Origin of the sequence: Streptomyces sp. MMBL 11-1, from assembly GCF_028622875.1 — a bacterium.
GTDB lineage: Bacteria > Actinomycetota > Actinomycetes > Streptomycetales > Streptomycetaceae > Streptomyces.
This window is the reverse complement of sequence record NZ_CP117709.1, coordinates 2198057-2210938: the sequence shown is the minus strand read 5'-3', so window position 1 is coordinate 2210938 and position 12882 is coordinate 2198057. Positions and strand designations below refer to the sequence as shown.

The 12882-nt window shown below is 72.4% G+C and carries 11 protein-coding genes; 7 read left to right on the top strand and 4 right to left on the bottom strand.

Annotated elements, in window-relative coordinates; translation table 11 throughout:
• Positions 1–9: 9 nt before the first annotated feature.
• The 3 genes from PSQ21_RS09545 to PSQ21_RS09535 all read right to left on the bottom strand — a co-directional run bounded on the left by PSQ21_RS09545 (position 10) and on the right by PSQ21_RS09535 (position 4765).
• Positions 10–2886, bottom strand: coding sequence for an ABC transporter substrate-binding protein (locus PSQ21_RS09545; RefSeq protein ID WP_274030009.1), 2877 nt, complete (start codon positions 2884–2886; stop codon positions 10–12).
• A gap of 171 nt (positions 2887–3057) precedes the next feature.
• A complete protein-coding gene (locus PSQ21_RS09540; RefSeq protein WP_274030008.1) occupies positions 3058–3876 on the bottom strand; it encodes a DUF3097 domain-containing protein in 819 nt (272 codons plus the stop codon).
• Positions 3877–3949: 73 nt separating this feature from the next.
• On the bottom strand, positions 3950–4765 hold the full coding sequence (locus tag PSQ21_RS09535) for an MBL fold metallo-hydrolase (RefSeq protein WP_274030007.1): 816 nt from the start codon (positions 4763–4765) through the stop codon (positions 3950–3952).
• A gap of 161 nt (positions 4766–4926) precedes the next feature.
• Between PSQ21_RS09535 and hrcA the strand changes: the two genes are divergently transcribed.
• The 7 genes from hrcA to PSQ21_RS09500 all read left to right on the top strand — a co-directional run bounded on the left by hrcA (position 4927) and on the right by PSQ21_RS09500 (position 11417).
• Positions 4927–5943 (top strand): heat-inducible transcriptional repressor HrcA, encoded by a 1017-nt coding sequence (hrcA, locus tag PSQ21_RS09530; protein ID WP_274030006.1) that lies wholly within the window; start codon positions 4927–4929, stop codon positions 5941–5943.
• Positions 5944–7086 carry a molecular chaperone DnaJ gene (gene dnaJ, locus PSQ21_RS09525; RefSeq protein ID WP_274030005.1) on the top strand — a complete coding sequence of 381 codons (1143 nt, stop codon included), beginning with the start codon at positions 5944–5946 and terminating at the stop codon, positions 7084–7086.
• A 133-nt stretch (positions 7087–7219) separates the two neighbouring features.
• Positions 7220–8293: a nitronate monooxygenase gene (locus PSQ21_RS09520; protein ID WP_274030004.1), complete on the top strand. Its 1074-nt coding sequence runs from the start codon at positions 7220–7222 to the stop codon at positions 8291–8293.
• The gene (locus PSQ21_RS09515) at positions 8290–9036 is read left to right on the top strand and encodes a 16S rRNA (uracil(1498)-N(3))-methyltransferase (RefSeq protein WP_274030003.1); all 747 of its coding nucleotides are present in this window, start codon (positions 8290–8292) and stop codon (positions 9034–9036) included. Before PSQ21_RS09520 ends, PSQ21_RS09515 begins: the two co-directional genes overlap by 4 nt.
• 69 nt (positions 9037–9105) lie before the next feature.
• Positions 9106–9465 carry a histidine triad nucleotide-binding protein gene (locus PSQ21_RS09510; protein WP_018961213.1) on the top strand — a complete coding sequence of 120 codons (360 nt, stop codon included), beginning with the start codon at positions 9106–9108 and terminating at the stop codon, positions 9463–9465.
• 15 nt (positions 9466–9480) lie between these two features.
• On the top strand, positions 9481–10395 hold the full coding sequence (locus PSQ21_RS09505) for a ribonuclease Z (RefSeq protein WP_274030002.1): 915 nt from the start codon (positions 9481–9483) through the stop codon (positions 10393–10395).
• Positions 10396–10424: 29 nt separating this feature from the next.
• The gene (locus PSQ21_RS09500) at positions 10425–11417 is read left to right on the top strand and encodes an adenosine deaminase (protein ID WP_274030001.1); all 993 of its coding nucleotides are present in this window, start codon (positions 10425–10427) and stop codon (positions 11415–11417) included.
• Here the strand turns inward: PSQ21_RS09500 and PSQ21_RS09495 are convergent.
• Complete coding sequence (locus tag PSQ21_RS09495) at positions 11381–12742, bottom strand: MFS transporter (RefSeq protein ID WP_274030000.1); 1362 nt, start codon at positions 12740–12742, stop codon at positions 11381–11383. The genes PSQ21_RS09500 and PSQ21_RS09495 overlap by 37 nt on opposite strands.
• Positions 12743–12882: the final 140 nt, after the last annotated feature.

Genomic DNA, 12882 nt, shown 5'->3' with positions numbered 1-12882 from the left:
CGGGGCGCCTCACGGACGGCAGTCCTTCGCCGTCAGCGGGGGCGAGACCCCGGCGGGCTTGCCGCAGACCAGGGTCCGCTCGGCGCTCGGCCCCGGGCGGACCACCTTGACGATGTTGAGGCCGTGCACGTTGTCGGAGACCGAGGACCTCGCCCGGCTGAACGAGATCCTCCCCGTCGGCATGTTGTTGAGGTCCACCGTGTGCAACGTCGCCCAGGTCTCCGCCGCGCTCCGGCGCTTGTCGCCGCGCGCCGCCGCGTCGTACAGGGCGACCGTCGCGCTGTAGGAGATGACGGTCTGCCCACTGGCGAACAGATCGTCCTCCCACGCCGCCCGCCCCGGCGCCAGCTCGGCGACCTCCCGCTCCGGGTGCAGCGCCCGCAGTGTGCGGTAGGCGTCCACGTAGAAGCCGAGGTTGTTTCCCTGGTCCAACGGGGCGAGCGAGCTGTGGTAGAGCGTGACGTTGGCCGCGATCGACGTGCTGTCGTCGAACGTCCCCTTCGTCAGATCGTCCCCGGTGAACACCGTCATCCGCCGGTCCGAGCACCCGGTGGTCTCCGACAGGCCACGCATCAGCGTCGGCACGTCCTCGACCCGCCCGGCGAAGTACAGCGCGTCGGGCACCCGCTCGGCCCGGCAGATGGTCGTCAGCGGGGTGTTCAGGCTCGCCCCGCCCGCCAGGTCGTACGTCACGTCCTTGCCCAGCCCGAAGCCCGCGTCGTCCAGCATCTTCCGGCCCGCGTCCCGCTGCTCGATGGTGTACCGGTCCAGGTCCCCGTTGACGTCCTCGCGCGACAGCACGAGCCCGTGCGGACGGTCGAGGTCCTTCGCGATCTGCCGGGCGACCAGCCCCAGCACATGCGTCTGCTCCTCGTCCGTCGCCGCGAGGCCGAAGTAGTTGGGGAACTCCCGGGGCAGGTCGCTGCTGGAGTTCGTCGTGTTCACCACCGGCAGCCCGGCCTCGCGCAGCAGCTTCACCGCCTTCTCGCTCTCCTGGGTGTTGCGGCCGAGGCCCACCACCCCGACCACCGTCGGATCCCGCCGGGCCACCTCGATGATCTTCCGTACGGCGGTGAGCTGCCGCAGCATGTCCTCGCCGCCGTTCGCGGTCAGCACCCGCAGCTTCACCGACCGGCGCACGGTCTTGTTCACCGCCCGCTGGTGGAGATAGACGCCGGTCAGTTCCTCCAGGCCCTTGCGGGTCGCCTCCCGGTCCTTGCCCGTGGCGGTGAGCGGACCGGCGTACACGACCGTCACGTACGTGTCGTCCGGCTCGATGTCGGCGTTCTCGTCCCGGATCGCCTGCTCGATCCGCTCGAAGGTGATGCCCTTCCCCGCCCCGTTCAGCTCCAGGTCGTTGCCCCGCGCGAAGAGCACCTCGGGCGCGGTCGCCACCCCCACGCACTCCCGGTCGTTGCCCTTCCCCTCCCAGATCGCGTCCGTGCTGCGGTCGGTCAGCGGCCCGTGGCAGTACGTGTCGCGCCAGTGTCCGGCCCACAGGAACGCCCCCAGCAGACTGCCCACGACGAGCACGGCGACGCTCGCCCGCGACATCACCCACCACGCCCAGGTCCGTCGCACCCGGTGGGTGACGAGCTGCGCGTGCGCGTGCTCGTGGGTCAGCTTCTCGGTGGACAGCGGCAGCAGCAGCACCCACGCCAGGGTCGCCGCCGCCCCCGGCGACTGGCCAAGACTCAGATCGTCCACCCAGCGCTCGTAGCGGGCCCGCGCCCCGGACGAACCGGTCGGCGCCCCGGGACCCGGCCGCTCCGGGGGCAGCGGCGGGGTGTGCCGCATGATCTCGGGGGCCTGGAGCGAGGCGAGCAGCAGCAGCGGATCCACCTCGCTGCGCCGCGACCGTACGCTGTTGATCGCGTTGATCAGCAGGATGCCGCCGTTGTCCTGCGTGGCCCGGGGCAGGAACACCACCGGCGGGACCGTGCGCTTGCTGCGCCGCCAGTCCAGGGAGTGCGGGCGGTAGTTGTGCCGCAGATCCTCCAGCAGCGCCTGCACCCGCAGCTCCAGATGGAACTGGCGCGCGTGCTCGTCTCCCGCCCCCGCGTCCGCCACCCGCTCCGCGACCGCCGCCGCCCGCGCCCGGATCACCCGCCACGAACCGCTCGGCGACAACCACGACCAGCCGTCCGACGGATGGCCGGTGCTGGACGCGGCCAGGGACGAGGTGGTGGCGAACCACCGGCTGGCGCGCCGCAGCCACAGCAGCGGCGGGGCGGCCCGGCTCGCCAGCCCCACCACGACGAGACCGATCAGCGCGAGGGCCGCCACCAGCACGGTCAGCAGCCAGTCGATCTCCCCCAGCAGCACGCTGAGGAGGGCGATGAAGAGCGCGCCGACGAAGGTCTCGGGACGCACCGACCGCCGCAGGGAGTCCCACCAGGTGCCCCGGCGGGGCCGGCCGGACCGCCAGCGCAGCCGGCTCAGCTGTTCCAGGATCCTTTCCTCGCGTACCGCGGAGGTGTTCCCGTCGGACTGCTCGACCACCGCCGCGGTGGCCTGCTCGATCGCCCCGAGCAGCCGCGAGCGGGGAAAGGAGAAGGTCTTGTACTGGGTGTTCTCGCGGGTCTCCCACGGCTTCTCGGAGAGCGTGCGCACCATGTCGAGCGCCGCCTCGTACGGGGTCGCCCCCTCGCCCTCCAGCTGCCGCACCGGCACCCGGCGTAACTCATTGGCCCGGTGCACCTGACGTACGAGCTGCTCCACCCGCGCGTCGATCTCCGGACCGGCCCCGGCGTCCGCCGCCTGGACCACGACGAGCGGCATCACCGGCCGGTTGACGCGGTACCGGTCGATCAGCTGCTGTATCAGGTGGAAGACGGCCGAGGCCGCCTCGTTGTCCGCACTGTCCCGCCACACCTCGCGCGCCATCGCCCCGTGCCCTTCCCCCGTGAGCCGTCCGGCTCGCGAACCGCCTGCCCGTTCTTCCCCCTCAATATCCGATGGTGCGTGTGGGGCGCAGGCATTCATAGGGATCGGCACGAGATCCTCTTCGACAGTCCTGCAACGCGCCGGTACCGGGCCGGTATCAGACCCCGGACATCAGTCCGGAAGGGTGACGAAATCGATCAATTCCTCCACTCGGCCCAGCAGTTGGGGTTCGAGGTCCTTGTAGCTGCGGACCTTGGACAGGATGTGCTGCCAGGCGGCCCCGGTGTTCTCCGGCCACCCCAGCGCCCGGCACACGCCCGTCTTCCAGTCCTGCCCCCTCGGCACCACCGGCCAGGCGTCGATCCCCACCGAGGACGGTTTCACCGCCTCCCACACGTCGATGTACGGATGCCCCACCACCAGCACATGCGCGCCGGTCACCCGCTCGGCGATCCGGGACTCCTTGGAGCCGGGCACCAGATGGTCCACCAGCACCCCCAGCCGGGCGTCGGGCCCCGGCGCGAACTCCCCGACGATCGCCGGGAGGTCGTCCACCCCCTCCAGGTACTCCACGACCACGCCCTCGATGCGCAGGTCGTCGCCCCACACCCGCTCCACCAGCTCCGCGTCGTGCCGGCCCTCCACATAGATCCGCCCCGCCCGCGCCACCCGGGCCCGCGCCCCGGGCACCGCCACCGAACCGGAGGCCGTACGGGTGGGACGCACCGGGCCACCGGGGGCCGGGCGTACCAGCGTGACGACCTTGCCCTCCAGCAGGAAGCCGCGCGGCTCCATCGGGAACACCCGGTGCTTGCCGAAGCGGTCCTCCAGCGTCACCGTCGGCCCCTGGGCCGTCTTCTCGCAGCGGATCACCGCCCCGCAGAAGCCGGTGGAGACCTCCTCCACGACCAGATCGGGCTCGGCGGACACCTCGGGCACGGGGGCGGACCTCTTCCACGGCGGGGTCAGGTCCGGCTGGTAGCTGCGCATGGGCACGACGATATTCGCCCGAACCGCGCCGGGCGTGGCGGACCCGGCCATGACCGGCGAGACGGTCCGGGGCTCATTCCCTGTCGAAGGACACGTCGAAGGACGCGTCGAAGGACGCGTCGAGGGACGCGTCGAGGGACGCGTCGAGGGACGCGTCGAGGGACACGCCGAACCGCTCCGCCAGCGCCCCCCGCTGCGCCCGCACGAACGCCGCGTCCACCACCGCCCCGTGCCCCGGTACGTAACGAGCGTCCTCGCCGCCCAGCGCCAGCAACCGCTCCAGCGCGGCCGGCCAGCGTGAGGTGATCGCGTCCCGGCCCGCCTGCGGCTCGCCCGACTCCTCGACCAGGTCGCCGCAGAACACCACCGGAGGCTCGCCGTCCGTGCCCGGCACCAGCACCGCGAGGTCATGGCCGCTGTGTCCGGGGCCCACGTTCGCCAGGAGCACCTGACGGCCGCCGCCCAGGTCGAGCGTCCAGTCGCCGCACACCTCGTGGTGCGGGACCACCAGCGTGTCCGCCGACCGGGCCGCCTCGCCCTCCGGTACGCCGTGGCGCACCGCCGAGGCGCACAGGCCCTCCGCCCCGTCGCGCAGCAGGGCCGCGATGCCCACCGCCCCGTACACCTGCGCCCCGGCGAACGCGGCGGTGCCCAGCACATGATCGAAGTGCGGATGGCTCAGTGCGATATGCGTCACTCTCCGCCCGAGCAGCGCCTCGGCCTGCCGCCGCAGCTCGACGCCCTCGCGCAGCGTGGCGCCGGTGTCGTACAGCAGTGCGCCGTCCTCCCCGGCGACCAGCGCGGCGGTGGCATCCCAGCGGGGAAGGCGCCGCCTGCCGATACCGTTGCCCAACCGCTCCCAGCCGAAGTCTTCCCAAGCGACGTCCATACCACGACGCTAGCGGCAACGGCGCGCGGTCTCGTGGGGGCGTGGCCGGTCGCCCTTGCCCCGGCCCCACCCCACCCCCGTACACTGACGGCGGGATTGCTGGCACTCGAACGCACCGAGTGCCAGACAGACACCGAGAAACACAGCTGGAGGTGTGCGCGATGCTCAGCGAACGCAGACTCGAAGTGCTGCGCGCCATCGTCCAGGACTATGTCGGTACCGAGGAGCCCGTCGGTTCCAAGGCGCTGACCGAGCGGCACCGGCTGGGGGTCTCCCCGGCCACCGTCCGCAACGACATGGCGGTGCTGGAGGACGAGGGCTTCATCGCCCAGCCGCACACGAGCGCGGGACGCATCCCGACGGACAAGGGGTACCGCCTCTTCGTCGACAAGCTCGCGGGCGTCAAGCCGCTGTCGTCGCCCGAGCGGCGGGCCATCCAGAACTTCCTCGACGGCGCGGTCGACCTCGACGACGTGGTCGGCCGGACGGTGCGGCTGCTCGCGCAGCTGACCCGGCAGGTCGCCGTCGTGCAGTACCCCTCGCTGACCCGCTCGACGGTGCGGCACGTGGAACTGCTGGCGCTCGCCCCCGCCCGGCTGATGCTCGTCCTGATCACGGACACCGGCCGGGTGGAACAGCGTATGATCGACTGTCCTGCGCCGTTCGGCGAGACATCGCTCGCGGATCTGCGGGCCCGGCTCAACAGCCGGGTCGTCGGACGCCGCTTCTCGGATGTCCCGCACCTGGTGCAGGAGCTGCCGGAATCCTTCGACAGCGAGGACCGCGGGACGGTGTCCACGGTCCTTTCCACCCTCCTCGAAACCCTGGTCGAGGAGACGGAGGAGCGGCTGATGATCGGCGGCACCTCCAACCTCACCCGCTTCGGACACGACTTCCCGGTGATGATCCGGCCGGTGCTGGAAGCACTGGAGGAACAGGTCGTCCTGCTGAAGCTGCTCGGTGAGGCGACGGACTCCGGCATGACCGTACGGATCGGGCACGAGAACGCCCACGAGGGGCTCAACTCCACGTCCGTCGTCGCGGTCGGCTACGGTTCGGGCGACGAGGCAGTCGCCAAACTCGGCGTGGTCGGACCGACCCGCATGGACTACCCCGGAACGATGGGAGCGGTACGCGCAGTGGCACGTTACGTCGGACAGATCCTGGCGGAGTCGTAAGTGGCCACGGACTACTACGCCGTACTCGGCGTGCGCCGCGACGCATCTCAGGACGAGATCAAGAAGGCATTCCGTCGGCTCGCACGCGAGCTGCACCCGGATGTCAACCCGGACCCGAAGACCCAGGAGCGGTTCAAGGAGATCAACGCCGCTTACGAGGTGCTCTCGGACCCGCAGAAGAAGCAGGTCTACGACCTCGGCGGCGACCCGCTCTCCGCCGGTGGCGGCGGCGGTGGCGGCGCGGGAGGTTTCGGAGCCGGCGGCTTCGGCAACTTCTCCGACATCATGGACGCGTTCTTCGGCAACGCCGCGCAGCGCGGACCCCGTTCGCGGACCCGCAGGGGCCAGGACGCCATGATCCGGCTGGAGATCGACCTCAACGAGGCGGCCTTCGGCACCACCAAGGACATCCAGGTCGACACGGCCGTCGTCTGCAACACGTGCAGCGGCGAGGGCGCGGCCCCCGGCACCTCCGCCCAGACCTGTGACATGTGTCGCGGTCGCGGCGAGGTCTCGCAGGTCACCCGGTCCTTCCTGGGCCAGGTCATGACCTCGCGGCCCTGCCCGCAGTGCCAGGGTTTCGGCACGGTCGTGCCCACCCCGTGCCCGGAGTGCGCCGGCGACGGCCGCATCCGTTCGCGGCGCACCCTGACCGTGAAGATCCCCGCGGGCGTCGACAACGGCACCCGTATCCAGCTCGCCGGCGAGGGAGAGGTCGGCCCCGGCGGCGGCCCGCCGGGCGACCTGTACGTGGAGATCCACGAACTGCCGCACGCCGTGTTCCAGCGGCGCGGCGACGATCTGCACTGCACGGTCACCATCCCCATGACGGCCGCGGCCCTCGGCACCAAGTGCCCGCTGGAGACGCTGGACGGCCTGGAGGAGATCGACATCCGGCCCGGCACCCAGTCCGGCCAGTCCGTGCCCCTGCACGGGCGGGGCATCACCCACCTGCGGGGCGGCGGGCGGGGCGATCTGATCGTGCACGTCGAGGTGACGACCCCGTCCAAGCTCGACGCGGAACAGGAGCGGCTGCTGCGGGAGTTCTCCAAGCTGCGCGGCGAGGAACGGCCCCTGGGTCAGTTTCAGCCAGGCCAGCAGGGTCTCTTCTCCCGTCTGAAGGACGCGTTCAACGGCCGCTGAACCGCTTTCCGCCTTTCACCGCACCGCCCGCCGGTTCACAACCGGCGGGCGGTGCGGCGTACGGCGGGAGAACCGGTCACGGTGTCGCCTGGCTGATTCGGCCCTGTTGGACGGGACGTGGCACGATGCGGTCATGTCCTCCGAGTTGACCGATCTCTGCCGGTATCCGATCGTGCAGGCCCCTATGGCGGGCGGCACGTCCGGGCCCCAGCTCGCCGGGGCCGTCGCCGAGGCCGGCGGGCTCGGATTCCTGGCCGCCGGGTACAAAACGGCGGACGGGATGTACAACGAGATCAAGCAGCTGCGCCGGCTCACCGCCGGACCGTTCGGCGTCAACCTCTTCATGCCGCAGCCCGCGCTCGCCGACCCCAGCGCCGTCGAGGTCTACCGCCACCAGCTCGCCGGCGAGGCCGCCTGGTACGAGACCCCGCTCGGCGACCCGGACAGCGGCGGCGACGACGGCTACGAGGCGAAGGTCGCGATCCTGCTGGAGGACCCGGTTCCGGTCGTCTCCTTCACCTTCGGCTGCCCGACCCGCGACACCCTGGACGCCTTCGCCAGGGCCGGGACCCACACCATCGTCACGGTCACCTCGGCCGAGGAGGCCCAGAGCGCCCAGTGGGCGGGCGCCGACACCGTCTGCGTCCAGGGCGTCGAGGCGGGCGGCCACCAGTCCACCCACCGCGACGACCCGCAGCTCGACCAGACCGGCACCGGGCTGCTCTCCCTCATCACCCAGGTCCGCGAGACCGTGCAGATCCCGATCATCGCGGCCGGCGGCCTGATGCGCGGCGCGCAGATCGCCGCCGTCCTCGCGGCGGGCGCGGACGCCGCCCAGCTCGGCACCGCCTTCCTGGTCTGCCCCGAGTCCGGGGCGCACCCGCTGCACAAGCAGGCCCTGACCAACCCGCTGTTCGTCCGCACCGAGCTGACCCGTGCCTTCTCCGGGCGGCCCGCCCGCGGCCTGGTCAACCGCTTCGTCCGCGAACACGGCCCCTACGCCCCCGCCGCCTACCCCCAGGTCCACTACGTCACCAGCGGGCTGCGCAGGGCCGCCGCCAAGGCCGGGGACGCCCAGGGCATGGCCCTGTGGGCCGGACAGGGCCACCGGATGGCCCGGGAAGTGACCGCGGGCGAGCTGATCGAGCTGCTCGTGGCCGAACTGGAGGCCGCCCGGTCGGCCCTGAGCGTGAGGAGCCCCCGGTGACCGCACCGGTCTTCGTCGTCGAACAGATGCCCGCCGGGCCGGAGTTCGTCCTGGAGGGGCCGGAGGGACGGCACGCCGTCTCCGTCAAGCGGCTTCAGCCCGGCGAGGACGTCGTCCTCACCGACGGGCTCGGCCACTGGGCGGAGGGCGTCGTGCGGACCGCCGAGGGCAAGGACCGGCTCACGGTCACCGGCCTCGACACCCTCCACGAGGAGCCCGCGCCCGCCCCGCGGATCACCGTCGTCCAGGCGCTCCCCAAGGGCGACCGCGGCGAACTGGCCGTCGAGACGATGACCGAGACCGGCGTCGACGCGATCGTGCCCTGGCAGGCGGCCCGCTGCATCACCCAGTGGAAGGGCGAGCGCGGCGCCAAGGCCCTGACGAAGTGGCGCAGTACGGCGAGGGAGGCGGGAAAGCAGTCGCGCCGGGTCCGCTTCCCCGAGGTGACCGACGCGCTGACGACCAAGCAGGTCGCCGCCCTGCTCGCCACCGCCGACTTCGCCGGGGTCCTCCACGAGGACCGCGACCACGACAGCACCCCCCTCGCCACCGCCGAACTCCCGGCCTCCGGCAGCCTCGTGCTGGTCGTCGGACCGGAGGGCGGCGTCTCCCCGCAGGAACTGGCCGTCTTCGCCGAGGCGGGCGCCCGCCCCTACCGGCTCGGCCGCAGCGTCCTGCGCACCTCCACCGCCGGGACGGCCGCGACCGCGCTGCTGCTCGGGCGGACCGGGCGCTGGGGCTGAACAACGCCCGCCGGGCCGGGGATAGCATGCCCCTGTACCGATCACCAGCGAACGAGGAGGCCCGGCGCCATGGCGGGAGAGCCGCAGTCCGACTGCCTGTTCTGCAAGATCGTCTCGGGAGACATCCCGGCGACCATCGTCCGCGAGAGCGAGACCACCGTCGCCTTCCGCGACATCAACCCGCAGGCCCCGACCCACGTCCTGGTCATCCCCAAGGCCCACTACCCGGACGCCGCCTCCCTCGCCGCCGCCGAACCGCTCGTCGCCGCGGACGTCCTGCGCGAGGCCGGAGAGGTCGCCGCCGAGGAGAAGGTCGACGGCAGCGGCTACCGGATCATCCTCAACACGGGCTCCGGCGCCGGCCAGACCGTCTTCCACGCCCACGCACACGTCCTGGGCGGCCGCGGCCTCCAGTGGCCCCCCGGATAACGGAGCCCCCGACCCATGTCCGTACGCGAGCTGGTGGTGCTCGGCACCGCCAGCCAGGTCCCGACCCGGCACCGCAACCACAACGGCTACCTGCTGCGCTGGGACGGCGAGGGCATCCTCTTCGACCCCGGCGAGGGCACCCAGCGCCAGATGCTGCGGGCCGGGGTCGCCGCGCACGACATCGACCGGATCTGCGTCACCCACTTCCACGGCGACCACTCCCTCGGGCTCGCCGGGGTGATCCAGCGCATCAACCTCGACCAGGTGCCGCACCCGGTGACCGCGCACTACCCGGCGAGCGGGCAGCACTTCTTCGACCGGCTGCGGTACGCCACCGCCTACCGCGAGACCGTCGAGCTGAACCAGGCCCCGGTCGCCGGGACCGGGGGAGTCCTCGCCACCACCCCCGGGTACACGCTGGACAGCGCGAAGCTCTCGCACCCCGTCGAGTCGTACGGCTACCGCCTCACCGAGCCCGACACCCGGCGCATGCTGCCCGCCCTGCTGAAGGAGCGCGGCATCGCCGGACCGGACGTGGGCCGCCTCCAGCGCGAGGGTGTCCTCGGCGGCGTCACGCTGGAGCAGGTCTCCGAGGAACGGCGCGGACAGCGGTTCGCGTTCGTCATGGACACCCGGCTCTGCGACGGGGTGTACGCGCTCGCCGAGGGCTGCGACATGCTCGTCATCGAGTCGACCTTCCTCGACGAGGACGAGAAGCTGGCCGTCGACCACGGGCACCTGACCGCCGGACAGGCCGCCCGGGTGGCGAAGGAATCGGGCGTCCGCCACCTCGTGCTGACCCACTTCTCCCAGCGCTACGGCGACCCCGGACTCTTCGAGACCCAGGCCCGCGCCGCCGGGTTCGACGGCGAACTCACCGTCGCCCAGGACCTGATCCGGGTCCCGCTCCCCACCCGGCACCACCCCTGATCCGCCCCCACCCCTGTTTGCGAGACACCGTGCACCTCCCCAAGGCAGAACTCCACCTCCACATCGAAGGCACCCTCGAACCCGAGCTGGCCTTCGCCCTCGCGGAGCGCAACGAGGTGGACCTGCCCTACTCCACCACCGACGAACTGCGCGCCGCCTACCGGTTCGCGGACCTCCAGTCCTTCCTGGACCTGTACTACGCGCTGATGGCCGTCCTGCGCACCGAGGACGACTTCGCCGAACTCGTCGACGCCTACCTCGCCCGCGCCGCCGCCCAGGGCGTCCGGCACGCCGAGATCTTCTTCGACCCGCAGGCTCACACCGCCCGGGGCGTCCCGATCGGCACCGTCATCGAGGGGCTCGGCCGGGCGCTGGAGCGCAGCGAGGAGAAGCACGGCGTCTCCACCCAGCTGATCATGTGCTTCCTGCGCGACCTCTCCGCCGAATCGGCCCTCGGCACCCTGGACGCGGCGAAGCCCTATCTGCACCGGATCAGCGCCATCGGCCTGGACTCCGCCGAGGTCGGCCACCCGCCCGCCAAGTTCCGCGAGGTGTACGAGGCCGCCACCGCGCTCGGCCTGCGCAAGGTGGCCCACGCGGGCGAGGAGGGCCCGCCGGAGTACATCAGGCAGGCCCTGGACGTCCTCGGCGTCGAGCGCGTCGACCACGGGCTGCGCTGCATGGAGGACCCGGAGCTGGTGGAGCGGCTGGTCGCCGACCGGGTGCCGCTCACGCTCTGCCCGCTGTCGAACGTACGGCTGCGCACCGTCGACACGCTGGCGGACCACCCGCTGCCGGAGATGCTGGCCGCCGGACTCCTGTGCACGGTGAACTCCGACGACCCCGCCTACTTCGGCGGATACGCCGGGGACAACTTCGACGCCGTCCGCGACGCGCTCGCCCTCAAGCCGGAGCAACTGCGCACCCTGGCCCGCAACTCCTTCGAAGCGGCCTTCCTCGACCACGACGAGGAGCGCCGCGCGCGCTATCTGTCCGAGGTCGAGGCGTACGCGTTCGACTGACCGGAACCGCCGTCCGGACCGGCCGTCCGGATCGCGCTGCGCACCAGCCGCCCGCGCCGCAGGGCCGGTACGCGCAGCTCCGTGACGGCCTGCTCCGGTGAGCCGAGCTTCGGCACCGCGCCGGGCAGGCTCCCGGTGGTGGCGGCGAGCAGGGCGGCCGGGGCGCCACCACGACGGCGTACCGAACCGGGCACCAGCGGACGGCCGCCGATGTGCAGCGCCACGGCGGTCACGGGGGCGGCGACCAGCAGGGTGGCCGCCCCCAGGATCAGCCCCATCACCGGATATCCGGCCTCCTCGGAGAGCACGCTGCCCAGCAGCGGACCGCAGGCCACCCCCACGGAGGAGGCGGAGCCCGCCAGCACCGCCCAACGGCCGCGCGCGTCCAGGGAGGCGGCAAGACCGATGAGGTAGGAGAGGACCACCGGGTAGACGGTGTTCCACATGATCTCTCCGGTCGCGAACGACCCGAGGTCCCGGGCCGAGGAGCTGAGCACGATGCTCGCCGAGATGACAACGGTCCCCAGCCCGATCGGCACCGCCCTGCCGAGCCGCGCCCCGAGCAGCCCGGCGCCCGTCACACCGAGCAGACCCGCGCCGAGCGCGGCGGCGAACACCGCGCCGACGGTGACCTCGGACAGCCCCGCCTGGACCAGGCCGATGCGGCTGCTCACGCCCCACAGCGCGTTCTGCGCCATGGACCAGACGAGCATGCCGCCCGCCAGAACGAGCCCGGAGCGACGGTGCGGGAGCCGGCCGGTGACCGGTGAGACGGTCTCCTCCGCCGTCGTCGCACCGCCGAGCCGGGCGGTCGCGGGCCAGACCAGCAGGGCGACCAGGGCGATCGCGGCGAACGGAAGCCGGTGGCCGCCGCCCAGGTGGGGGATCGTCAGATAGAGGACGCCCGCGGTGGCGGACACGGCGAGCAGCCCGAGCGAGGACGTCCGGTGCGGGTCGCGCCGGGCGGCGATCCCGGCCGCGGCGACCGCCGTCGCCGTGCCGGAGCCGAAGCCGCCGATCACCACACCGAGCACCACCAGCGGTACGGACCCCGCGAGCGCGGCGCAGCCGTAGCCGACGGCGGCCAGCACCAGTCCGACGCGGGCGGGGGTGCGTGCCCCGTACCGCTCGACCCGGCCCGCCAGGGAGAAGCCGGCGCCGGCCGAGCTGAGGAGCAGGGCGCTGCCGACGAGGCCCGCCTGGGCGGGACTCAGCCCCAGATGGGCGCTGAGCCGGCCGACGACGGTGGGGAGCAGGTAGGAGGCGAGGTAACCGGCGGTGAACACGGCCACCAGGGGCCACGCGGCGCCAGGGCGCGAGGACATGGGCGTTCCTGAAGACATGCCTGAGCAGGCAGGGGGGAGGGGAGGGGGTGGAGCAGGGGGGAGCAGGGCGGAGCAGGGCACAGCGAAGCGAGCGTGGGCATGCGAAGGCATGAGGTGGTGCAGTGGTTTGCAGCGAGATG